General features: G+C 64.7%; 17 protein-coding genes. 7 read left to right on the forward strand and 10 right to left on the reverse strand.

Annotated features, from left to right (window positions below; genetic code table 11):
* Positions 1-11: 11 nt before the first annotated feature.
* On the reverse strand, positions 12-2,285 hold the full coding sequence (locus tag RX330_RS24775) for a TonB-dependent receptor (RefSeq protein WP_317240187.1): 2,274 nt from the start codon (positions 2,283-2,285) through the stop codon (positions 12-14).
* 439 nt (positions 2,286-2,724) lie between these two features.
* Here RX330_RS24775 and RX330_RS24780 point away from each other — a divergent pair, with 439 nt between their 5' ends.
* A complete protein-coding gene (locus RX330_RS24780; protein ID WP_317240188.1) occupies positions 2,725-3,861 on the forward strand; it encodes a GNAT family N-acetyltransferase in 1,137 nt (378 codons plus the stop codon).
* 27 nt (positions 3,862-3,888) lie between these two features.
* Here RX330_RS24780 and RX330_RS24785 read toward each other — a convergent pair whose 3' ends face one another.
* A complete protein-coding gene (locus tag RX330_RS24785; RefSeq protein WP_317240189.1) occupies positions 3,889-5,088 on the reverse strand; it encodes an FAD-dependent oxidoreductase in 1,200 nt (399 codons plus the stop codon).
* Between the two features lie 254 nt (positions 5,089-5,342).
* Complete coding sequence (locus RX330_RS24790) at positions 5,343-5,471, reverse strand: hypothetical protein (RefSeq protein WP_317240190.1); 129 nt, start codon at positions 5,469-5,471, stop codon at positions 5,343-5,345.
* 84 nt (positions 5,472-5,555) lie between these two features.
* Here RX330_RS24790 and RX330_RS24795 point away from each other — a divergent pair, with 84 nt between their 5' ends.
* From RX330_RS24795 to RX330_RS24805, 3 genes are all read left to right on the forward strand, one after another.
* Complete coding sequence (locus tag RX330_RS24795; RefSeq protein ID WP_317240191.1) at positions 5,556-6,902, forward strand: lipopolysaccharide biosynthesis protein; 1,347 nt, start codon at positions 5,556-5,558, stop codon at positions 6,900-6,902.
* Between the two features lie 213 nt (positions 6,903-7,115).
* Positions 7,116-8,291, forward strand: a complete 1,176-nt coding sequence (locus tag RX330_RS24800; RefSeq protein ID WP_317240192.1) for a glycosyltransferase family 4 protein — start codon at positions 7,116-7,118, stop codon at positions 8,289-8,291.
* A gap of 29 nt (positions 8,292-8,320) precedes the next feature.
* Positions 8,321-9,856, forward strand: coding sequence for a hypothetical protein (locus RX330_RS24805; protein ID WP_317240193.1), 1,536 nt, complete (start codon positions 8,321-8,323; stop codon positions 9,854-9,856).
* On the opposite strand, the gene RX330_RS24810 is transcribed toward RX330_RS24805, so the two are convergent.
* From RX330_RS24810 to RX330_RS24840, 7 genes are all read right to left on the reverse strand, one after another.
* Complete coding sequence (locus RX330_RS24810) at positions 9,839-11,578, reverse strand: FAD-dependent oxidoreductase (protein ID WP_317240194.1); 1,740 nt, start codon at positions 11,576-11,578, stop codon at positions 9,839-9,841. The genes RX330_RS24805 and RX330_RS24810 overlap by 18 nt on opposite strands.
* A gap of 43 nt (positions 11,579-11,621) precedes the next feature.
* The gene (locus RX330_RS24815; RefSeq protein WP_317240195.1) at positions 11,622-12,101 is read right to left on the reverse strand and encodes a MarR family winged helix-turn-helix transcriptional regulator; all 480 of its coding nucleotides are present in this window, start codon (positions 12,099-12,101) and stop codon (positions 11,622-11,624) included.
* 162 nt (positions 12,102-12,263) lie between these two features.
* Positions 12,264-13,211 carry an ABC transporter substrate-binding protein gene (locus RX330_RS24820; RefSeq protein ID WP_317240196.1) on the reverse strand — a complete coding sequence of 316 codons (948 nt, stop codon included), beginning with the start codon at positions 13,209-13,211 and terminating at the stop codon, positions 12,264-12,266.
* Positions 13,212-13,333: 122 nt separating this feature from the next.
* The gene (locus RX330_RS24825; protein ID WP_317240197.1) at positions 13,334-14,374 is read right to left on the reverse strand and encodes an ABC transporter permease subunit; all 1,041 of its coding nucleotides are present in this window, start codon (positions 14,372-14,374) and stop codon (positions 13,334-13,336) included.
* On the reverse strand, positions 14,367-15,890 hold the full coding sequence (locus tag RX330_RS24830; protein ID WP_317240198.1) for a sugar ABC transporter ATP-binding protein: 1,524 nt from the start codon (positions 15,888-15,890) through the stop codon (positions 14,367-14,369). The genes RX330_RS24825 and RX330_RS24830 overlap by 8 nt, the downstream gene beginning before the upstream one ends.
* Before the next feature lie 130 nt (positions 15,891-16,020).
* Entirely contained in the window at positions 16,021-17,466 is a 1,446-nt protein-coding gene (gene xylB / locus RX330_RS24835; protein ID WP_317240199.1) for a xylulokinase, read from the reverse strand.
* A 13-nt stretch (positions 17,467-17,479) separates the two neighbouring features.
* Complete coding sequence (locus RX330_RS24840; protein WP_317240200.1) at positions 17,480-18,403, reverse strand: LysR family transcriptional regulator; 924 nt, start codon at positions 18,401-18,403, stop codon at positions 17,480-17,482.
* 106 nt (positions 18,404-18,509) lie between these two features.
* Between RX330_RS24840 and RX330_RS24845 the strand changes: the two genes are divergently transcribed.
* From RX330_RS24845 to RX330_RS24855, 3 genes are read left to right on the forward strand one after another with little or no spacing between them, the layout of a single operon-like run.
* Entirely contained in the window at positions 18,510-18,833 is a 324-nt protein-coding gene (locus RX330_RS24845; RefSeq protein WP_317240201.1) for a Dabb family protein, read from the forward strand.
* A complete protein-coding gene (locus RX330_RS24850) occupies positions 18,830-19,909 on the forward strand; it encodes a maleylacetate reductase (RefSeq protein ID WP_317240202.1) in 1,080 nt (359 codons plus the stop codon). Before RX330_RS24845 ends, RX330_RS24850 begins: the two co-directional genes overlap by 4 nt.
* Before the next feature lie 4 nt (positions 19,910-19,913).
* The gene (locus RX330_RS24855) at positions 19,914-21,281 is read left to right on the forward strand and encodes an amidohydrolase family protein (protein WP_317240203.1); all 1,368 of its coding nucleotides are present in this window, start codon (positions 19,914-19,916) and stop codon (positions 21,279-21,281) included.
* Positions 21,282-21,283: the final 2 nt, after the last annotated feature.

Below are 21,283 nucleotides of genomic sequence, written 5' to 3' on the forward strand. Positions count from 1 at the left end.
AGGCGCGGCGACTACATGTCCACCGTCATCGACAGCAGATAGGTGCGCGGTGCTCCCAGGAAGAACGTTCCGAACGACGCCACGCTCGACCAGTAACTCTCACCGGTCACATTCTGGATGTTTGCGCGGAAAACCGTCTTCTTGCCGTTGATCGCCGTGGTGTAACGCGCGCCGAGATCGAGCCGCGTCCAATCCGGGATCGGCTGCTTGTTCGCGCTGTCGACGAACTGCCGGCCGGTGTAGATGACGGCGCCGTTCAAGGTGAGATCTCTCATCCATGGCAGGTCCCATTCCGCCCCGATATTGGCCTGAATGGTCGGAACGCCGATCGGCGTATTGCCAACATTGGTCGCGACGGCGGTCTTCGTCAGGGTGCCATCCAGGAACGAAAGACCTCCGAGGAGACGAACATCCGGCATGAGCTCGCCGTAGATGTTGACCTCGAGGCCGCGGACCCGTTGCTCTGCGGTCGCCGCGAAGCGCCCGGCGGACAGCTCGCCGCTCGCCTTCGATATCTCGAAGGCGCTGAAGGTGGTTGCGATCCGGCCGAACTCCACCTTGATGCCGGCCTCGTACTGCTTGGCGACGTAGGGCTGCAGCACTTCACCGAAATTGGTGGCGGTCTGTGGAGCCACGTCGCCCTTGGCGAGACCCTCGACATAGTTCGCGTACAAGGAGACATGGTCGAGGGGCCGGACGACGAGGCCGACCACCGGGGTGACGGCGGTCTTGTCATAGGACGTCGTCGGCGTCCCGACATTGGAGGCATAGTTGTTCGCCTCGATGCCCTGGCGCCGGACGCCCAGGGTCAACAGGATGCGCTCGTCGAGCACGGACATGGTGTCGGCAATCGAAAGCCCCGTGAGCTGACTGTCCGAAAGTCGGGGCCGGTCGCTGATCTCGTTGGCAAATTGGGTTGGCGCGACGGTCGGATTGTAGATGTTCGACCCGACCAGACTGCCGTTGGTCAGCCGCCGATGCAGTGCGTCATGGTAGACCGAGGCCTGGAAGGCGACGGCATGATGCACGAAGCCGGTATCGAAGCGGGCGCGGACGCCGCCGTCATAGGTGGTTCGATCAATGCTCAGTCCGAAGTACTGAGGCGTCGAGGTCGTGTTGCCGTTCGCGTTGACGATGGTCGGAAGGCCGAAAAAGCGCTCGACATTGGTCTTGGAGCCGCCGACGTCCGCAAACAGCGTGACCTGGTCGCTGAGATCGTACTCGGTCCGCAGCAACGCCGATTTGTCGGTGATGTTCGACCATTCCCAGGGCTGGGTCACGTTCAACTTGCCGTCCGGCGCCTTCGGCACCTGCAGGCCGGGAGCCATCAGAAACGGACGCGACGGAGCATCGAACCGGTCGGTTTGCGCGATGAGATAGAGCCAGGACCTGAACCGCTCGCCTTGATAGTCGAGGGCCAGCGATCCGACGCCCGTCGTTTCGGATTGGCGATCGATCGGCGTGTCGCCGCCGCGGAGGCTCCCGGTGGCCCGTACGCCCCATTCCTTGCCGCTGCCGTAACGCCTCGCGACATCCCAGTGACCGCCGAAGCGTGCGACCGAGCCGTAACTTGCGGTCAATCGGGTCAGATCTTCTTCCGCACGCTTCGGCACAACGTTGATGACGCCGCCGACGCCGCCATTGGGAGCCATGCCGGAGAGCGCGGCCGAGGGACCCTTGAGCACTTCGAGGCGCTCGACGTAGTCCGTGAAGATGCGATAGGTCGGCGCGATTCCGTAGAGGCCTTCGAAGGCGAACTCACCATTGTTGCCTTCGTTGATCGGGAATCCACGAATGTTGAAGGAATCCACGATACCACCCGTCGGGTGGGAGCTTCGCACGGACGGATCGAGAATCAGCGCGTCGGCACCCGTGGACGCCTGCCGATCCCGAATGAACTTGTCGGTGTAGCTCGTCACGTTGAACGGTGACTTCATGGTGTCGGTATTGCCGAGCAGTCCCAGCCGCGCGCCTCGCGCGACCTCGCCGCCTGCAAAGGCGGGAGCGACCCCCGATTGCGGTCGCGCTGCGGCTGTTTCGGTTTGCGGGGCGCCACGCGCCGGGGCCCGCCGCGAATTCGATCGGGCCCGGACATCGTTTCGCTTGGTCGGCGCACGGCGGGCTGATTGTTGAGCCGGAGCATCGACCGTCACGGGCGGAATGGAATTGCCGCCTTGCGGTGTCTGGGATCGCGCAGGCGATTCGAACCACGCGAGCAACGCAACTCCACCCAGCAGCGCCGCACCAAAGCGGACTACCGTCTCAACTCCACCCATCCGTCGCATCAGGAAAGCCCCTCATCAATGGCCCTCTCTAGAAACGCGCCATGGTGACGGCAACGAAAATGCGTGTGCTGCGATTTAGAATGTCTCGATCATCGATGACAGCAGTGGAAAACACGTCTGGAAGGATTCCAAGGATGCTTTGCGGTCGCGCACAGAATGACGGGGCATGCCGAGGTTGTGAGTCCGGCTTCCGGCGGCGGCTACGGCCGGGTCAGGCGGCTGCCGCCGAGGGACCCGACTTGGTCATCACACACGATTGTGGCGACCGGAAAACGGGGACGAGCGACTGCGGGATTAAGACTCTGGTAATGATACGAACGTGATTGAACGCATGAATGCAAATCGTACACCGGCGGTGTCTAGCCCGTAACGACCCTGCTATAAAGCAGAGTGACGGCTCGATCGATCGTCGCGAATTGCCCGGTTTCCCTGATTGCGCATGAACAAGCTTACCAACAGTTTCGACATCGTCATCGAGCAGTCGTTCGACTTTCTGTCTCCGGACTATGCCGAGCTGTTTGATCGCTCGACAGCCACCGCGTTCCAGCACCCGATCTGGCTGCACTGCCTCTACACCAGGCTCGCGCCGGAAGCGGGCGCGGCACCTCTGGTCGTCGTGGTCCGCCACCGTGCGACGGGAGCGCTTGCGATGGTGCTGCCGCTGCTCCGGATCCGGCGCGGTCCGATCCGAACCGTCGAGTTCGCCGACCTGCGGGTCTCCGACTATCTGGCGCCGGTCTGCAGCCCGGAATTGTTTTCGCAACTGCTCGACGACGCGGCTGCATGCGCGGAGATACGGCGCCTCGTTCGTCCATTCGATCTGCTCCGAATGACCAAGTTGCCCGACGGGCGGCTTCCGATCGAGAACCTGCTGGCTGCACCGCGCCGCGCGACGATGGACACCAACGCCTACGCGACGGTACTCGTCGCTCCGTTCGAGCAATGGCGGACGAGTACGATCGATCGCTCCTATCAGAAGGAGCTCGCAAAGAAATATCGTCAGCTCCAGAAGAAGGGCGTGCTGAGCTTCTCATGCTGCAACGACAGCCCCTCCGTGCTCGAGGCGCTGGAGGTGATGAAGAAGTTTCGCGGCCCACGCTTTCAGGCGCAAGGCGACGGTGATCTGCTCCAGCGTCCCGAATATTTCGGCTTCTATTCCGACGTGGCCCTTCGCGGTCTCGGCGCCTTTGTGCGTCTCTACGCCATGACGATGGACGGCGAAGTGATCGCCGCGGTGCTCGGACTGTGCCACCGGGACAGCTTCCTCGTCATCATGAGCGCCTTCGACATTGCCGGGTACAAGAGCCAGTCCTTGGGCGCGCTGATGTTCGAGCAGGTGGCGCGGGATTGTATCGAGCGCGGGGACCAGATGCTCGATTTCACCATCGGTGACGAGCCATACAAGAAATTGTTCGGCGGACAGCCTTCGCCAATGTGGGCCGTCACGAAGGCCGGCAGCACCGTAGGCGCCGCCGCCCTTTTCGCGCTGAAGCAGGCTCCCTGGCTCAAGCTGGCGGCCAAGCGGCTATCGGATCTGAGGCTGCTGCCCGCCCGCACCCCGACGCCCACGCGCTGACGGGCGGCAGGCAAAGCGACGCAGACGTCAGGCGCGCAGCGCGCCGCGAACACGTCCAAGCCAGCCCGGATGCATCTGATCGACGCGATGGGCGAGGCTGCGCCGCAGGAAGTGCAGCCGCCGCCGGACATCCCAGCCGATATCGTTGCGGGACGTCAGGGCCTCACGAAAGCGTGCCATCTTCAGGGACTGCTGGTCCGCCGCGATCTTGTCGCGATCGGAATAGAACTGGGCAATCTTCTCCCGGCCCATGCCTGGCGTCATGAGCCATCGCGGCGCATGTTCGGTGCAAAGACGATCGACGTCCACCAGCAGGCGCGCGACGCCCGTGCCGGCGGCGGGACAATTGGTCTGGTATGCATCGCCGATGAGCACGATTCCGGGTTGGAGATGTCCCTCGACGACGGTCAGATCCATCACCCAGTTCCGGACCCGGTCGATGACGCGGAAATCGCCGAGATAGGGCCGCAATCCCGGCAGCAGGCGCAACAATGTCGCTTCCGGTTCGCGGCGCAGCTCGCGCATGATCGGATCGGTCGGGTCGCGGAACATAAAGAGATTGGCCCGCATGCCGGCGCGGACGGGAAACAGGCTGAGATAGTCGATGCCGTCAGCCGTGCGCTCGCCATAGCAGGTCAGGGCCTCGAAATCGAACGGGCTACCGTCCTGCCGGGCAATCGTGAAGCCGAACGAAACCGAATGGCGCTCGGCCAGCACGCGCCGCCTGATCCCGAGTTTGTAGCCGAGAGCTCCCGCCATGCCCGTGGCCAGAACGACAAGGCGCGCGGTCACGCGCCGTCCGGAGGCCAGTTCGAGATGCTGGACGTCGTCGCTGCTGCTGATCGCGATGACCTCGTCGACGATCAGGCCGGATGGATCCGGTAGCTGGCTGCGCGCCATGGCAACGAGGTCGGCATAGGGAAATCCATAGGCCTGGCCGACGCTGACATCCACAACCTTGCCTTCCCGGATATTGAGCACCCGATCATATCGACAAGCGATAGTCTCCAGCGCATTGAGGAAGCCCAGCTTGCGGAGCATCGCCAACTGGGGGCCGCCGATCTTTTCGACGCGGAACTCGTCCGGATAGACCGCCCGCTTGTCGATCAGGGCGATGCGATGCCCTACCCGCGCCAGCACGGCCGCCGCAAGCGATCCCGCAAGGCCGCCGCCGACGATCGCGATGTCTGCAGCGATCGGCTCGGTCACAGTTCTGTCCGCCGTCATGATCCAGGCTCCCACGGTCAACCAAAGTCGCACGTGCAATTCTCCGGCCTGATGTCGCATTGCAGGTCCAAACGCGATCACTTCTCGATATCGAGGTTAACGGAGCGGAGAGCCGAACGTCCCGACGATGGCCGGCACGCCTCTTGCTCGGGATTCCCCGCAGAGTCCCGTTCCTTGCAGCTCGACGGCCGGTCCCGGCGAGCCAACCCGCATTCAAACGGCTGATCTCGCCTGTCTCGGCCCTCGATGCGGCGCTACGCCGTCATTCGATCCGGGCCAGACCTTGCTTGATTTGAGACAATGAGGACGACGATGTTCCACAGTGAAGCAACCGGAACGACCGCGATGTCGTCGCCGTCGGCAAGATCCTGCTCGGTGCCCATTAACACTCGCGATTTTTCGGCATGCTAGGTTGTCGGCGATATCGGAACATGTCTCTTCAGGAGAGAGCAGCTCCTTAAACTTCCATGATCGGATCCATCCTCCAGTTCCTGCGGCGTGACGTCACGCGTGGTGTCGTCGGCACCATCCTCCTCAAGGTTGGCAGCGGCGTGCTGGCGTTTGCGTTGTTTTCGCTGGCGGCACGGACGATGTCGCCAGATGGCTTCGGCATCTTCGCGACCTGGCTTTCGGTTGCCCAGATCGCCGCCGTCGTGGGACTGGTCGGCCAGGAATCGCTGCTGGTGCGCTTCCTGAACGAGTATCAGGTCGGCGACAGGCCGGACCTCACCAAAGGTGTCCTGCTGTCGAGCTTCAAGATTGCCTCGGTCGCCATGCTGATCGTGATCGCCGGGATTGCCATCGTGGCGAACATGAGAGGCGACTGGTGGCTGCTCATCCTTGCGGTGTCGGCCTACACCGCCGTGAATGCCGGAGTGATGCTCGGCAGCCAGGTCGCACGTTCGCTGGTCAGCATCCTCATGGGCGAAGGAAATCGCGAGTTCTTCTGGCGGGTCATCGTCGTCCTGTTTCTGCTCGCCGTGCTGCTCGCGCACCGGCAACTCGATCCCGCCGAGTTGTTCGCGGTGATGGCCATTGCCATGTCGATCAGCCTGACTGCGCAGATCATATCGGTCGCCCGCGTGCTGCCGAATCTGCGCGGCACGGCGGCGCGTTCCGAAACGTCGCGCTGGCGGTCGAGCGCCCTTCACTTCTGGCTCGCATCCATCCTGGAGGTCGCAAACCAGTATTTCGACGTCATCCTGGTCTACTGGCTGCTGGATCCGGCGACCGCCGGAATCTACTTTGCCGCCTCCCGCCTCGCCAACATCTTCGCGATGGTGTCCGCGGCGCTTTACACGTTCGGCGCACGCCGGCTCCCCTCGCTCTATTTCAGCAAGAACCATCGGGAGTTCGAGCGAACCCTGCGGTTGATGGCGGAAGTGACCGCGCTTTGCGTGGCCGCCGGGCTCGCCACGGTCTGGATCGGCGGTCCTTATCTCCTCAACCTGTTCGGGCCCCATTTCACCGAGCAGCATTCGGTCTTGATCGTGCTTGCGATCGGAACGGCCATCCAGGCCGCCGGCGGCCCGGCCGCTGCGATCCTGCAGCTGACCGGCCATGAACGAATCTATGTTCCCGTCGTTGCCGCCAACGTCGCGCTGCGCTTCGCGGGATTTCTCATCCTCATTCCCTGGCTCGGCGTGCTCGGCGCGGCGGTTTCGGCCACAGTGTCGCTGGCGCTCGCCACCATTGCCCTGAACGTCCTCTGCCGCCGGCGCACGGGGGTGGATCCTTCGATCCTCGTGCTGTTGCGCTTCAGCGCCATGAAACGCGGCAATTATGCAGTCGGCGGCGCCGACACCCGTGACTAGGCATCAAGCGCAGTCATCGATCGCGCCGTGGCGGTGCGCAGAACCGATTGGTTAACGCGCTTCCCGCGCGCCATGGGGGAACCAGCGAAATGACGCGCGAATGACGTCGATCGTCGAGCCTCGCATTAACTCCGTTTGCTGCTAGTCGGTGTCCGCGCCATGGGTGCATGATAGGTACGGTGAAGATTTCGTTTCTCTAGCGGGTCGGGATCCGTGCTCCACTATCAGCCGAACAAGGAATTGGGCGAGACGACCGCAACGGCACCCGCGCAGCCGGACGGCGGCGGACCAAAGCTGCACGTACTTCTCGCGCAAACCCAGGCCGAGAACGCCGGTGCGCAGGAGATCTCCAGGTTGCTCGGCGCCGGGCTGACCGCGCGCGGCTACCGCGTCACCAATCTGTTCTTCTTCCGCAAATCGGACTCCTTCGACGAGCCGCCGGATACGCTCTATTGCGCCCCGAGCCGGCCCGGCAATCCGGTGGCACTGCTGCGCATGCTGTGGACGCTCGGCCGTCATATCAGCACCGTCAGACCCGACGCCGTCCTGACGTTCCAGCATTTCGGCAACGTCATCGGCGCCAGCGTGACGCGCCTCGTCAGCCGCGCGCCTGTCATCGCCAATCAGGTTTCATCCGCGTTGGCGATGAGCCGACCGGTCCGCACCGCCGACATCGTCATGGGCAGTGTCGGCTTCTTCGACCGCATCACGCTCAATTCGCACGACATGGAGCGCGAATATTCGCGTTACCCCGCGGCCTACCGGTCGCGCATGGTGCATGTGCCGCACGGCTTCGACGACAAGGCCCTCACCCTGTCGAAGGAGACTGCACGAGAGAAATTCAATCTGCCGCCGGATCGCGTCCTGCTCGGCTGCGCGGCACGGCTGCATCCGCACAAGCGGCTCGACATGGCGATACGTCTGCTGCCGGATCAACCGTCATGGCACCTCGCTCTCGCCGGCCAGGGCGCCGACGAGGCCCGGCTGAGGCTGCTGGCGAACGAATTGAAGGTATCGGACAGGCTGCATTTTCTCGGGGAAATTCCCCCCAGCCGAATGGCGGATTTTCTGGCCTGCCTGGACGTGTTTGTATTCCCGACCCAGGCGGAAACCTTCGGCCTGGCCGCAGTCGAGGCTGCAAACGCCGGCGTTCCCTCCGTCGTGACGGATCTTCCCGTCCTGCGCGAAGTGTTGTCCTACGAAGGAAGACCGACTGCACTCTTCGTCGACGCCTCCGATCATGCCAAGCTCGCGGCAGCCGTCTCCAGGCTGCTGACGGACCAGCATCTGAGCGATGAACTGCGACAAAATGCCAAAGGCCTCAGGTTGCGCTATTCGGTAGATGCCATGGTGGAGGAATACGTTCGAATTCTCAGCCGGGTTACTTGACCTGATAGGTTGGAGTAGATGGGCTCGACATGATCATCGAGTTTCGCTGTGAACGTGAGCATGCACGGCGCTGGATGGGCCGCGAGACGCTGTCGATCGACGGCCGTGACGTTCCGGTTCAGATCGCGTGGGTGGCAGCGACCGAGCCACGGCCCGCAGGTCTCGAAATCCTGTTCGAGCTCGAACGCATGGTGCTGCACAAGGGCAAGCACAGCGGCGCCAACAGGCTGAACATCGTTCCGGAACGGACCCAGGTTCGCAACCAGACGGCCGACGTGATCGTCGATTTCACCGGCGGCGCGCGCGATCCGAACAGCTCCGCACCGTTGTATCTCCGTCCGCTGTTCAACGGGGTCGCAGGCGAAAACGCCGCGCTCGCCGCCATTCTGGCCGGCGACCTGCCGGTGATCGACATCGTCAACGAGCTAGACGGTTCAGTCCTCGATCGCGGCCAGCCATCCGGAGAAATTGCCGCAGGCCTCAGCGGCGCACTCGAAACCGTCATGGCGCGAACCCTGACCATGGTGGCGGCGATCCTGTCGGGACGGCCGCGCATCGTGCCGCAACTGGCGCGCCGCGCTGGAAACGGCTCGCACCGCGGCCCCCTGGGCTTCGTCGCGCGCGGCCTCGCCGTCTCGATCGCCAAGGAGATCTATCGCCTCTGCTGCTATGCCCCGCATTGGCATGTCGGATGGCGTTTCAATGACGGCGCGGGCGTCTGGCAGACCGGAGATCTATCGGGTCCGAGCTGGAACGTTCTGGGTGATCCGGGCAACCACTTCTACGCCGATCCTTTCCCCATCACGTGGCAGGGGCGAACATTCGTCTTCTTTGAGGACCTCGATCACCGTGTCGGAAAAGGCATCATCTCGGCGATCGAGTTCAACGACGCAGGCCCGGTGGGAGAAGCCTTGCCGGTGCTGGAGGAGCCCTGGCACCTCTCCTATCCGTTTCTGATCGAGGACGGTGGCGCGTTGTGGATGATCCCGGAGAGTTCGACCAACGGGGACGTCGCCCTCTACAAATGCGTCCGGTTCCCGGACAGATGGGAGCGACACGCGACGCTCCTGTCCGGCCTCGAGCTGGCCGACGTCACGATCACACAGCACAACGGCCTGCACTATCTGTTCGGAGCCTGGCGCGACGGAACAGGCGGCTATTCGGATTCGCTGGCGATCTATTATGCCGATCGCCTGTTGGGCCCCTGGTTGCCGCATGCCAGCAATCCGGTCCTGATCGACCGCGCAAGCACGCGGCCGGCCGGGAATTTCGTCACGCTCAATGACAAATTGTGGCGCCCGATCCAGAACTGCACCGACGGATACGGCGCAGCGCTCGCGCTGGCGGAAGTGGTCGAACTGTCGCCGACCGCCTTCAAGCAGATCGTGCGCCATTCCTTGAGGCCCGGACCGCCATGGCCCGGCAGGAAGCTCCACACACTGAATCGCTACGGCCGGCTCGAGGTGATCGACGGATCGCGTGTCCAGCCCAAGACCCGCGCCTTCGCGAGCAGACTTCCATCGGCCATTCAATCTCCGCGCACCAGTTCATTCACGGCCAGCTGAAGCCGCCGGCGAGGTACAAAGTACGGCCGCGCTGTCGCTCGCATGGCGTCCGAGCGCGCGGGCGAGGACTTGGCCGATTGCTCCCGCCTGCGACGCGGCACCGCGCCAGGCCACGATCTGGTCGGGACGTATCAAGGCGAGATCGGCATCGTAGAGATCGCGCAAGGCCGCCGGCAGCGTGACGAGCTTCAAATCCACCCCGAGGGCGTGAGCGGCGCCAGCGACGCCCGCGTGGGCCGACGCAGCCTCGCCGAACTGGAGCAGCGTCCATTCGAACCCGAACAGGTCATACAAGGACACGCCGTCGTCCAGCCACGCATGCGGCGCGCGGCCGCCGGGACAGGCGCTGGGCACGTAGACGTTCGCGGCATCGGGCGGCGGCCGGCTGCCATCGGAGACGATGATCGGCGAGCCGTCGTAGCGGCCGCCGAAGGTCACACCGGGGATGTTGAACTCCGCACGGGCGTGCTGCTCGAGGTAAATGCCTGCCGTCCGCCGCGCTTCGTTGCCCGCGTCCGTGGCGTCCTCGATGTCGGGCGCCGGCGCGAACAGGCCGAGCGAATCGGCAAAGCGCCGGGCGTAGTCGGTGTTGCGGAGCGCCACCGGACGCCGCTCGATGTCGTAGCTGTCGAGCAGCGCTGCCGGGCTCAGACCCCTGACGACGCTTGCGAGCTTCCAGCCGAGGTTGACCGCGTCCTCGATCGCGGTGTTGTAGCCGAGCCCGCCGGTCGGCGTGAACAGATGCGCCGCGTCGCCACCGAGAAAGACCCTGCCCCGTTGCATGCCGTCCGCGACCAGCGCGTGACCGGCGGTCCAGGTCAGGAAGGACAGCACCTCACAGTCGATCGGCGCACCGCAGGCTCGCTGGAACGCAGCCTTCGCCTCGTTGATCGTGATTGCACGCTCGTCCTCGCCCGGCCGAAGCTGCGTGTGAAACGCGAATTCGTCGCGTCCGTTCACCGATGCCATGAACGCGCGGCGATCACCGTTGAAACAATTGTACATCCACGCCCTGGCGTGCGGGATGCTCGCGTAGAAGTCCGGCGAGCGGAGATAGACCGCCAGCATACGGCCACCCATGAAGTCGCGTTGCGTTCCGGTCTGGCCGCCATAGACGATCCCGAGGGATTGGCGCACCATCGAGCGCGGCCCGTCGGCGCCGACGAGGAAGTCCGCGCGAACCTGAAAACGGCTGCCGTCATCGAGGCATTCGACTTCGCCCACGATGCCGTCAACGGTTTCGGCGAAACTGACGAGTCGGTGGCCATAGTTGAGTTCGATGCCGGGAAGCCGTTCGGCATGGCGGCGCAGGACCGCCTCGACATATTTCTGCGAGACCCGGTGCGGCAACTCCGCCGCGCTCCAGGAACCCGACATGCCCCTGATGAGCTCGCTCGCGCGCGCCGAAGAGGGCAACGCGAAGCGCGCGAGTTCGTAGCCGGCATAGCGGGTAAAGTACGCAACATCGGTGGGATAGTCGGCGGGCAGACCTTCGCGCCTGATCTCGTCGGCAAAACCCAGCCGCCGGTAGTGCTCCATCGAGCGCGCCTGCGTCGCATTGGCTTGCGGATTGAACGCGGTGCCCGGCTTGTCGTCGATCAGGATCGCGGACACGCCGCGCCGGCCGAGCTCATTGGCCAGCATCAGCCCGCAAGGCCCCCCGCCCGCGATCAGCACAGAGGCTGTGAGACCTGTTTCCAAGACGCTTCTCCCTACCAGCATTCTGCATGGTAAGGACGCTTGACGATATCGTCAAGTTACCTGACTAATTGGCATCGTCGAGCGTGTCGAACTTCGCGCCATAGAGCGCCAGCCCCTTCAGGATGGCCTCCATCGTGGCCTTGCCGAGCTCCGCACGCATCTCGCCCTCGGCGATATCGACGGCATCGCGGAACGCATTGAGCCATTTGTGACCGGCCGGCGTGAACATGACGATGCGCGCGCGCCGGTCGGTCGGGTCCGCGATACGATCGACGAGGCCGAGTTCTGCGCATTGATCGACTAGCTCGCCCATCGCCTGCTTGCTCATCGAGGCGCGGCGGGCGAGTTCCGTGAGCCTCGTCCCCTCGACGTCGAGATTGCGGGTCAGGCTGACATGCGCAATGCGCGTCTCGTCGTGACCGCGCTCGCTCATCAGTTCGAGCACGCGGCCCTCGAAGCGCCGCACGGCGTTGTTGAGCAGGCGACCGATATTGGCATGCCGCCACGCCGTGCCGGATGCGGTGCCGGCTGTCTTGGCTTTCACGAGATCTGCTTCCGATTCGATCGATCGAGGTTGCACGAAGCTAACACAAGCGCGGCCTGACGCGTTCGGAGGGGCGATCGGCACGGATGTCGGCGCCGGGCGGCGTGGATCAAGACGCCGCCCGGCATTCACGACTCAGAGCGCTCCCGGCACGGCCAGCGCTTACTGGGAGCGATCCGAGGTCCACCCCTTGTACTGGGCGACGTTGTCCCTGGTCACGAGCTTGGACGGCAGCAGCTCGACGGTCGAGGCCGGCTTCTGGCCGTTGAGAATGCCGACACCGACCTGCACGGCCCGCCGCGCCATGAAGAACGGGTCCTGCGAAGCCGAGGCCTGGATCTGCGGCGATTGCGGATCTTTCAGCGCGGCTTCGATATCGGGGGCGCCGTCGACCGCCGTGATGATGATGCCGCTGCGGTTCTGCTGGCGCGCCGCAAGGTCGGTGCCGATCGCCTGCGGATCGTTGATGGCGAAGATGGCGTCGATCTTGGGAAAGCGGGTCAGATAGCCCTGCGCGACGGTGAGGCCGCCCTCGCGCGAGCCTTTGCCGTCCTGGTCGTTGGACAACACCTTGATGCCGGGATTCTTCGAGAACACGTTCTTGCAGCCGACGACACGATCGATCACGGCGGAGACCTGCGGCCCGTTCTCGATGATGACGTCGCCCTTGCCGCCCAGTTTGTCGACGATGTACTGGCACGAGATCTCGCCGGCCTGCACGTTGTTCGTGGTCACCGTGGCATCGGCGCCTTCGGCCGCGGTATCGACCGCGACGACGACGATGCCCGCCGCTTGCGCCTTCCTGATCGCCGGCCCGATCGCCTTGGGATCGCCGGGGTTCAACAGGATCAGGTCGACACCGGCAGCGATGAAATTGTCGATCTGGGTCACCTGCTTGCCGAGATCGTATTCGAAGCCGACCGTCGTGATCTTCACATTGGGATTGGTCTTCTTGGCCTCGAACTCCGCGCCCTTCGACAGCGCGACGAAGAACGGGTTGCCCATCGACCCCAGCGAGACGCCGATCGACTTGAGCTCCTTGGCGAAGGACGGCGCGGTGCTTAAGACCAGCGCCGTCGCGGCGCCGGCGAGCATGATTGTCTTCAACATAGACTTCCTCCCTGGTCTGTCTTCATCCCCGGCACGGCAGACTAGTTGCCGTAGCGGAATCCCGTATCACGCGCGCCGAACCTCACGTTCTGGCGGAGCCTCTCATGTTCTGGCGGAGCCTTTCATGTTCTGGCGGAGCCTTGCAGCCGGTAGCGATCGAGCGCCACGGCGCCGATGATGACCAGGCCCTTGATCACATATTGCCAGATGTCGGAGACGCCGACGAGGATCAGGCCATTCGACAGCACGGCGATGATCAACGCACCGACCAGCGTGCCCCAGATCGAGCCGATACCGCCGACGAAGGAGGTGCCGCCCAGGATCACGGCGGTGATTGCGTCGAGCTCGTAGGACTGGCCGAGCTGCAGGCCGTTGGCCGCATAGAGCCGCGCCGCCTGCATCGCACCGCCGAGCCCGGCGAAAAGCCCGGAGATACCGTAGACGAAAATAAGCACGGCCCAGACCTTGATGCCGGCAAGCCGCGCCGCGCTTTCATTGCCGCCCACCGCATAGATGTGCACACCGAGTACGGTGCGGCGCAGCACCAGCCACGAGAGGAGGATGACGAGCAAGGCGATCACCGAGAGCCACGGGATCGACGCGACGCCGGGGATGAGCGTGAGCGAGCCGTTGCCGATGAAGGCATAGGGAATGGAGGGATTGAAAACGGTGGTGTCGGCCCCGAGCAGCCGCGCCAGGCCGCGCACGGCGGTGAGAGAGCCGAGCGTGACGATGAAAGGCGGCAGGCGAAGCAGCGCAATCAGCGCGCCGTTGACGACCCCGAAGCCAAGGCCGGTGAGAAGCGAGGCCGGCAGCCACAGCATGCCGAGCTCCGGCATCTTGGAGAGCGTCAAGCCGGCCATCGCGGAGGCCGCCAGGATCGAGCCGACCGAGAGGTCGATGCCGCCGGTGAGGATGACGAAGGTCATGCCTGCGGCGAGCACGGTGTTCACCGCGGCCTGCTGCAACACGATGCCGAGATTCTGTCCGGTGAAGAAGCGCCCCTCCGACAGGAAATGGAAGCCGATGCAGAGAATCAGCAGCACCGGCAGCATGCCGAGTGCGCTGATCAGCATCCTCACGCGCTGGCGCTTTGTCTCGGCGGCTGCGCCGTTGGTCGTCGTGGTCGGAGCTGGCTGCGCCTGCGAGCTATTGTCAGGCATCGAGATGCTCCATCCCCGTGGCAAGCGCCATGATGTCCTCTTGTGTCAGCGGCGAATGAGGGCCGCGCGTCACCTCGCCGGCGATGCGCCCGGAACGCATGACGACGACCCGGTCGCAGATGCCGATGATCTCAGGCAGATCGGACGAGATGACGAGGATCGCGGTGCCGGCCTTGGCCAGATTGTCGATGATCGAATAGATCTCCGACTTGGCGCCGACATCGACGCCACGCGTCGGCTCGTCGAGGATCAACGCTTTTGGCGCGATGGCGAGAAGCCGCGACAGGAGCAGCTTCTGCTGATTGCCGCCGGAGAGCCCGCCTGCGGGCACGCTGACATTGGCGGCGCGGATGCTCAGCCCCGCGAAGGCCCTGTCGGCGCGCTCGCGCGCCTTGTCGCGATCCAGGAACCAGCCGAGCTTCGCATCGCGCGCGAGCACGGCGAGGTTGATGTTATCAAGACATGACATGTCCAGGAACAGGCCGAGCGCCTTGCGGTCCTCGGTCAGATAGGCGATCCCGGACTCGAGCGCCTCGCCGGGGCTGCGGATCTCGACCGGCCGTCCCTCCAGCTCGAGCCGGCCGGAGATCTTGGGCAACGCGCCGATGATGAGATGCGCAAGCTCGGTGCGGCCGGCGCCGATCAGACCGGCAAGACCGACCACCTCGCCCGCATGCACGGTGAGCGAACAACCCTTGACGCGGTGGCCATCGGCCATGTCGATCGCCGCGAGCACGGGATGTCCCCGCCCCGCCTCCGGATCGTGGTCCTTCTTGTAGAACGATGAGACCTCGCGCCCGACCATCAGCCGCACGATGGTGTCGGCGCGGATCTCGGGCTTGTCGAGCGAGCCGACCAGCCGGCCGTCGCGCAGCACGGTGACGCGGTCGCCGAGCGCGTAGACCTCGTCCATGCGATGCGAGATGTAGATGATGGCGAGCCCCTCGGAGCGAAGCTGGCGGATCAGCGCGAACAGCCGCGCGCTCTCGCCCGCCGACAACGCGGTGGTCGGCTCGTCCATGATCAGGATCTTCGATCTCGCGTGCAGCGCACGCGCGATCTCGACCAATTGCCGCTGGCCCATCGACAGATGCGCCGCCAGCGTCGATGGCAGGAAGTCAGCGCCCAGCCGCTTCAGGATGGGGCCGACGCTCTCGCGCATGACACCGCGCGCCAGCATTCCCGAACGAGAGATCTCGCGTCCCAGATAAATGTTCTCGGCGACACTGAGATTGGGGGCGAGCGACAGCTCCTGATAGATGATGGAGATGCCTGCGTTGCGGCCGCCGAGCGGGCCTTCGATCCGCACCAAGTGTCCTTCGATGCGGATCTCGCCGCCGGGATCAGGCCTGTAGGCGCCGGACAGAATCTTCATCAGCGTCGACTTGCCGGCGCCGTTCTCGCCCATCAAGGCATGCACTTCGCCGGCATAGACGGTGAGATCGACGGCGCGCAGTGCCTTGATGCCGAAGAAGGTCTTGGAGACCCCGCGCATCTCGAGGATCGGATCGTTCATCGTGCCTCCCGGCGCACAATGCGTTTCCCACCCGCGTCTCGATCTTTTTGTCAGCGCGGTTCACGCATTAAACAAAAGGCCGAAGGCCAGAGCAATACCGAACACACGACAATGCAACGTCGAGGCGATGCTAGTGGCGCGGCCGATACAGTTCGCGCCACGCGGGAAGCAGCCCGGCATAAGCTTCCGTCAGCCCGGCGTCAGGTTCGAACGTCTCGATGCGCTGCGGCCGTGTGCATACGACATCGATTGCCTCACCGGTGACAGCAAGCCGCCCCAATCTCGCCGCACCGAACGCCGCGCCGGTCTCGCCTCCGGCAAAGCGATGGATTGGAACATTCAGCACATTCGCCAGCACCGAGAGCCAGAACGGGGATCGCGATCCCCCGCCAATGACATCGGCTTCCGCGATCGCAATGCCGGCACTCGCGAGCGCGTCCCGGCAATCGGCAAGCGCGAAAGCAACGCCTTCGAGCACCGCCTGCACGATCGCTGCGCGATCCGTGCCATGGCTCAAACCATCGAGCATGCCGCGCACGACGGGATCGTCGTGCGGCGTCCGCTCACCCGCGAGATAAGGCAGGAAGCTCACCGGCGATGGCGCCTGCGGGCGCGATCCGAGCGGCGCCAGCAGCTCGGCCTCGGTGACGCCGAACAAGCGCGCGGCCCAGGCCAAACAGGAGGCGGCCGAGAGGATCGCGCCAGCCTGAATCCACATGCCGGGAACGGCATGGCAGAACGTGTGGACGAGGCGATCGGGGTTCGCGGCGATCCGGTCGGCCGGTGCGAGCAAGGCACCCGAAGTTCCCAGCGACACGAAGGCGGTTCCCGGCCGGATTGCGCCGATGCCGACGGCACCTGCCGGATTGTCCCCCGCGCCGCCCGCAATGATCGGCTGCCGGGTCATACCCCAACGCCGCGCCAGCTCGCCGCGCAAGGTCGTTGCGGCCGCGCATCCCTCGACCAGACGCGCCATGTGATCGCGCGACAGGCCGGTCGCGGCCAGTGCCGCGTCCGACCAGTCCCGGCGCGCGGCGTCGAGCCAAAGCGATCCCGACGCATCCGAGACATCCTCGATGGCCTCGCCTGATAGCACCAGGCGCAAATAGGCCTTTGGCAACAGAACGAGCTTCGTCGCCGCGAAGATGTCGGGCTCATGCGTCGCGATCCAAAGCAGTTTTGGCGCGGTGAATCCCGGCATGGCCTTGTTGCCTGTTGTCGCACGCAAGGCGGGCCAACGCTGCTCCAGGACACGGCATTCGGCGGCTGCGCGTCCGTCGTTCCAGAGGATGCAGGGCCGCAAGGGTCTCGAGCTCGCATCGAGCAGCGTGGCGCCGTGCATCTGGCCGGACAGCCCAATGCCTTTGACGGCCGACAGCGCGCCGGGATGCGTCGCCTTCAGGGCATCCAGCGTGGCGAAGGTCGCATCGATCCACTGCGCGGGATCCTGCTCATAATATCCCGCCTGCGGCGAGGCGGTCGTCAGCGGCCGGCTCTCGCTTGCGATCACGCGCTGGGCATCATCGACGAGAACGGTCTTGACTGCGGAGGTGCCGAGATCGATGCCGAGATACATGGATGCTCTCCGCTCACTTCGCCGCGTCGATCCAGATCCCCGGCTGCGAATGCTCGCGGATGTGGCTGACCAGGAAGTCGGAAAAGACCCTGATCTTGGCGGGCAGCCTGACGCGGTTTTGATAGGCGATGTTCATGGTGAGTAGCGGCAGTTCCCAGCCCATCAGGACCGGTACCAGCCGGCCGGCGGCGATGTCGGCCTGCACGATATAAAGCGGCTGGATCAGGATGCCGAGCCCTGCGCGCGCTGCACCACAGATGATCTGGCCGTCATTGCTGTCGAGCGTCGGCGCGATCCGCACGGTCTGCGTCGTGCTGCCCTTGCTCAGCCGCAGCGAATAGGGATCGTTGGCGAGATTGTAGATCAGCATGTTGTGGCGGGCGAGATCCGTGGGATGCTCCGGCCGGCCGTGCTTCTCGAGGTAGGCGGGAGCCGCCGCGAGCACACGATGCATCTGGCCGATGCGGCGGACGATGATGTTGGAATCCGGTTCGTGCTCCCGCGTGCGGATCGCGACGTCGATACCGGCTTCGATGAAGTCCAGATAGCGGTTGGCACTGATGATCTGCACGCTGAGATCCGGGTAGAGCGCGCGAAAAGCCGGCAGCATCGGCGCGAGATAGATCATTGCGAAGGACAGTGAGCTCGTCACGCGCAGCATGCCCTTCGGCGACAGCGCGCGGTCGGAGACGGCGTCCTCGGCTTCGGCGAGCTCGTTCAAGAGCGTGCTGCAACGCTGCAGCAGTTCCTGCCCGGCTTCGGTCAGCCATTGCCGCCGCGTGTTGCGCTCGATCAGCCGCACCGCAAGCCGCTCCTCCAGCGCGCTGAGGTGTCGGCTCGCGGCCGCGTTCGACATCCGCAGGATCTCGGCGGCTTTGGAAAGGCTGCCGAGTTCAGCGGTCTTGGAGAAGACTTCGAGTTGGAGCAGCCGGTCCATTTTTGCTGAAACAGGAAAAGAGACTTACAAATTTTGGCCTTTATTTCCGCTTTCCGCAAGGCAAAATGGCGCCAACAAAGCAAGTGGCAGGCGAGGAAATCAGGAAATGTCAGGCCCGATCAGGCACATCGTGATGTGGCGGCTGCGCGGGGAGACCCAAGAGGAGCGTTCCGCCGCCCGGGTCAAGGTCAAGACCCTGTTCGAGGGCCTCAAGGGACGGATCGAGGGCCTCACCCACATCGAAGTCGGGCTGGACGTCAGCGCGGTCGACTACGCCTGCGACGTGGTCCTGTTCTCCGAATTCACTGACCAGGCCGCGCTCAGCGCCTATGCCAACCACCCGGAACATCTGCGCGTGCGCGAGGCGCTGGGTGACTTGCGGATCGGACGCTTCCAGGTCGATTATCCCATCAAAGAGACCGGCGCATGATCGGTTCGTTCACCTTTGAAAACCTGCCCTGCCGCGTCGTGTTCGGCAGCGGAGCGCTTGCGTCGGCCAAGGCCGAGGTGGAGCGGCTGGGCGGCACGCGCGCCCTGGTGCTGACGACGCCGCAGCAGGAAGCACAAGGCAAGAGCCTGGGGACCGCGCTCGGCCCGCTCTATGCCGGACTGTTTTCCGGCGCCACCATGCATACGCCGGTCGACGTCACCAAGCGGGCGCTCGCAGCGATGAAGGCGTGCGAGGCCGACTGCGTCGTCTCGCTCGGCGGCGGCTCCACCACGGGCCTCGGCAAGGCTTTGGCCTTGCGTACCGGAATCAATCAGCTCTGCATCCCCACCACCTATGCCGGCTCGGAGATGACGCCGATCGTCGGCCAGACCGAGAACGGCCTGAAGACCACGGTGCGCGATGCCGCGATCCTGCCCGAGACCGTGATCTACGATGTCGATCTGACCCTGACGCTGCCCGCGAATCTGGCCGCAACATCCGGCATCAACGCCATCGCCCATGCCGTCGAGGCGCTCTATGCGCGCGACGCCAATCCCGTGACGTCCTTGATGGCGGAAGAAGGCATCCGGGCGCTGGCCCGCGCCCTGCCCGCGATCGCCGCCAGAAGCGACGATCGCGAGGCCCGCACCGAAGCGCTCTATGGCGCCTGGCTGTGCGGCGTCTGCCTCGGCACCGTCGGCATGGCGCTGCATCACAAGCTCTGCCACACGCTCGGCGGCAGCTTCGACCTGCCGCATGCCGAGACACACACCATCGTGCTGCCGCATGCGCTGGCCTACAACGCACCGGCGGTGCCCGACGCGATGGCGCGGATCTCGCGCGCGATCGGCGCGGCCGATGCCTCGCAGGGACTCTATGATCTCGCCAAGCGGCTGGGTGCGAAGCTGGCGCTGCGAGACGTCGGCATGCCCGAAAGCGGCATCGACAAAGCCGCTGATCTCGCGGTGACGAACGCCTACTGGAATCCGCGTCCGCTCGAGCGCGACGCCATCCGTGACCTGATCGCACGTGCCTGGGCCGGCGAGCCGCCGGCCGCGATCAAAGCGGCGGCTTGAGGCGATGCGGCGCACGCTCATCAGATCCGCTGTTGTCATCACCATGGATGACACGATCGGCGATCTCGCAACCGGCGACGTCCTGGTCGAGGGCAGCCGCATCGCAGAGGTGCGGCCGTCGATCGACCTCGGCAGCGGTGATGCAGAGATCATTGACGGCGCCGGGCGCATCGTCATCCCGGGCCTGATCAACGCACACATGCACACCTGGCAGACGGGCTTGCGCGGCTACGCCGCCAACTGGACGCTGATGGAATATTTCCGCCGCATGCATGCGGGCCTTGCGACCGTGTTCCGGCCCGAAGACATCTATATCGCCACCCTCGTCGGCGCGCTGAACCAGATCAATTGCGGCACGACCACGCTGGTCGATTGGTGCCACAACAATCCGACCCCTGAACATACTGACGCTGCCGTGCGCGGGCTGATCCAGAGCGGCATCCGGGCCGCGTTCTTCCACGGCTCGCCAAAACCCGAGCCGAAGCCGGGCGAGCCGCATTTCTCGGAGGTGCCGCATCCGCGTCGCGAGGTCGAGCGGCTGCTCGCAGGTCCCCTCGCCGATCGCGACGGCCTCGTCACGCTGGGACTCGCCATCCTCGGCCCGCATTACTCGACGCTCGACGTCGCCATGCACGACTTCCGCATGGCGCGGGAGCTGAAGCTGATCGCCTCCATGCATCAGGGCGGCGGACCGGCCAAGACATCAGGCGGCTGGGAGCAGCTGATTGCGGCCGACCTCGTCGGCACCGACGTCAACATCGTTCATGGCAACGATCTGCCCGATGATCTCCTCGACCGCCTCGTCGGTCTCGGCGTGTCCTTCTCGGTGACGCCGGAGAATGAGATGATCCAGGGCCACGGCTTTCCGATCACCGGGCGGTTGCTGAAGCGCGGCGTTCGCCCGACGATCGGCATCGATCTGGAATCCATCCTGGCCGGCGACCTCCTCTCCGCCGCCCGCATTGCGCTATCGATGCAGCGGTCCCTCGACAACGCGGAGTCGCGCAAGGCGAGCGGCGCCATTCCGGCAACGACCACGATCCCCGTCGGCGAGGCCCTGCGCTGGATCACGACGGAAGGCGCGCGCATGCTCGGCCGCGAACACCAGATCGGCTCGCTGACGCCGGGCAAGCTCGCGGACCTCGTCATCATCAACGCCTCCGACCTGAATCTCTGTCCGGTGCACGATCCCGTCGCAACCGTCGTGATGCAGACGAGCCTCGCAAATATCGAGTCCGTCATGATCGGTGGCGTCTGGAAGAAGCGGAACGGACGACTGCTGGTCGAAGGGCTGGACGCCAAGAAGGACCTGCTGGCGCAATCGGGCCGGCGGCTGGTGCAGGACATCGAACGACAGGGACGCGCCGCCTGAGG

The sequence above is a fragment of the Bradyrhizobium sp. NDS-1 genome (assembly GCF_032918005.1).
Lineage (GTDB): Bacteria > Pseudomonadota > Alphaproteobacteria > Rhizobiales > Xanthobacteraceae > Bradyrhizobium > Bradyrhizobium tunisiense.

Coding starts and splice junctions, on each gene's coding strand:
- RX330_RS24775 (WP_317240187.1), bottom strand. CDS start 2,285: ATGCGACGGATGGGTGGAGTTGAGACGGTAGTCCGCTTTGGTGCGGCG.
- RX330_RS24780 (WP_317240188.1), top strand. CDS start 2,725: ATGAACAAGCTTACCAACAGTTTCGACATCGTCATCGAGCAGTCGTTC.
- RX330_RS24785 (WP_317240189.1), bottom strand. CDS start 5,088: ATGACGGCGGACAGAACTGTGACCGAGCCGATCGCTGCAGACATCGCG.
- RX330_RS24790 (WP_317240190.1), bottom strand. CDS start 5,471: ATGGGCACCGAGCAGGATCTTGCCGACGGCGACGACATCGCGGTCGTT.
- RX330_RS24795 (WP_317240191.1), top strand. CDS start 5,556: ATGATCGGATCCATCCTCCAGTTCCTGCGGCGTGACGTCACGCGTGGT.
- RX330_RS24805 (WP_317240193.1), top strand. CDS start 8,321: ATGATCATCGAGTTTCGCTGTGAACGTGAGCATGCACGGCGCTGGATG.
- RX330_RS24810 (WP_317240194.1), bottom strand. CDS start 11,578: ATGCTGGTAGGGAGAAGCGTCTTGGAAACAGGTCTCACAGCCTCTGTG.
- RX330_RS24820 (WP_317240196.1), bottom strand. CDS start 13,211: ATGTTGAAGACAATCATGCTCGCCGGCGCCGCGACGGCGCTGGTCTTA.
- RX330_RS24825 (WP_317240197.1), bottom strand. CDS start 14,374: ATGCCTGACAATAGCTCGCAGGCGCAGCCAGCTCCGACCACGACGACC.
- RX330_RS24830 (WP_317240198.1), bottom strand. CDS start 15,890: ATGAACGATCCGATCCTCGAGATGCGCGGGGTCTCCAAGACCTTCTTC.
- xylB (WP_317240199.1), bottom strand. CDS start 17,466: ATGTATCTCGGCATCGATCTCGGCACCTCCGCAGTCAAGACCGTTCTC.
- RX330_RS24840 (WP_317240200.1), bottom strand. CDS start 18,403: ATGGACCGGCTGCTCCAACTCGAAGTCTTCTCCAAGACCGCTGAACTC.
- RX330_RS24845 (WP_317240201.1), top strand. CDS start 18,510: ATGTCAGGCCCGATCAGGCACATCGTGATGTGGCGGCTGCGCGGGGAG.
- RX330_RS24850 (WP_317240202.1), top strand. CDS start 18,830: ATGATCGGTTCGTTCACCTTTGAAAACCTGCCCTGCCGCGTCGTGTTC.
- RX330_RS24855 (WP_317240203.1), top strand. CDS start 19,914: ATGCGGCGCACGCTCATCAGATCCGCTGTTGTCATCACCATGGATGAC.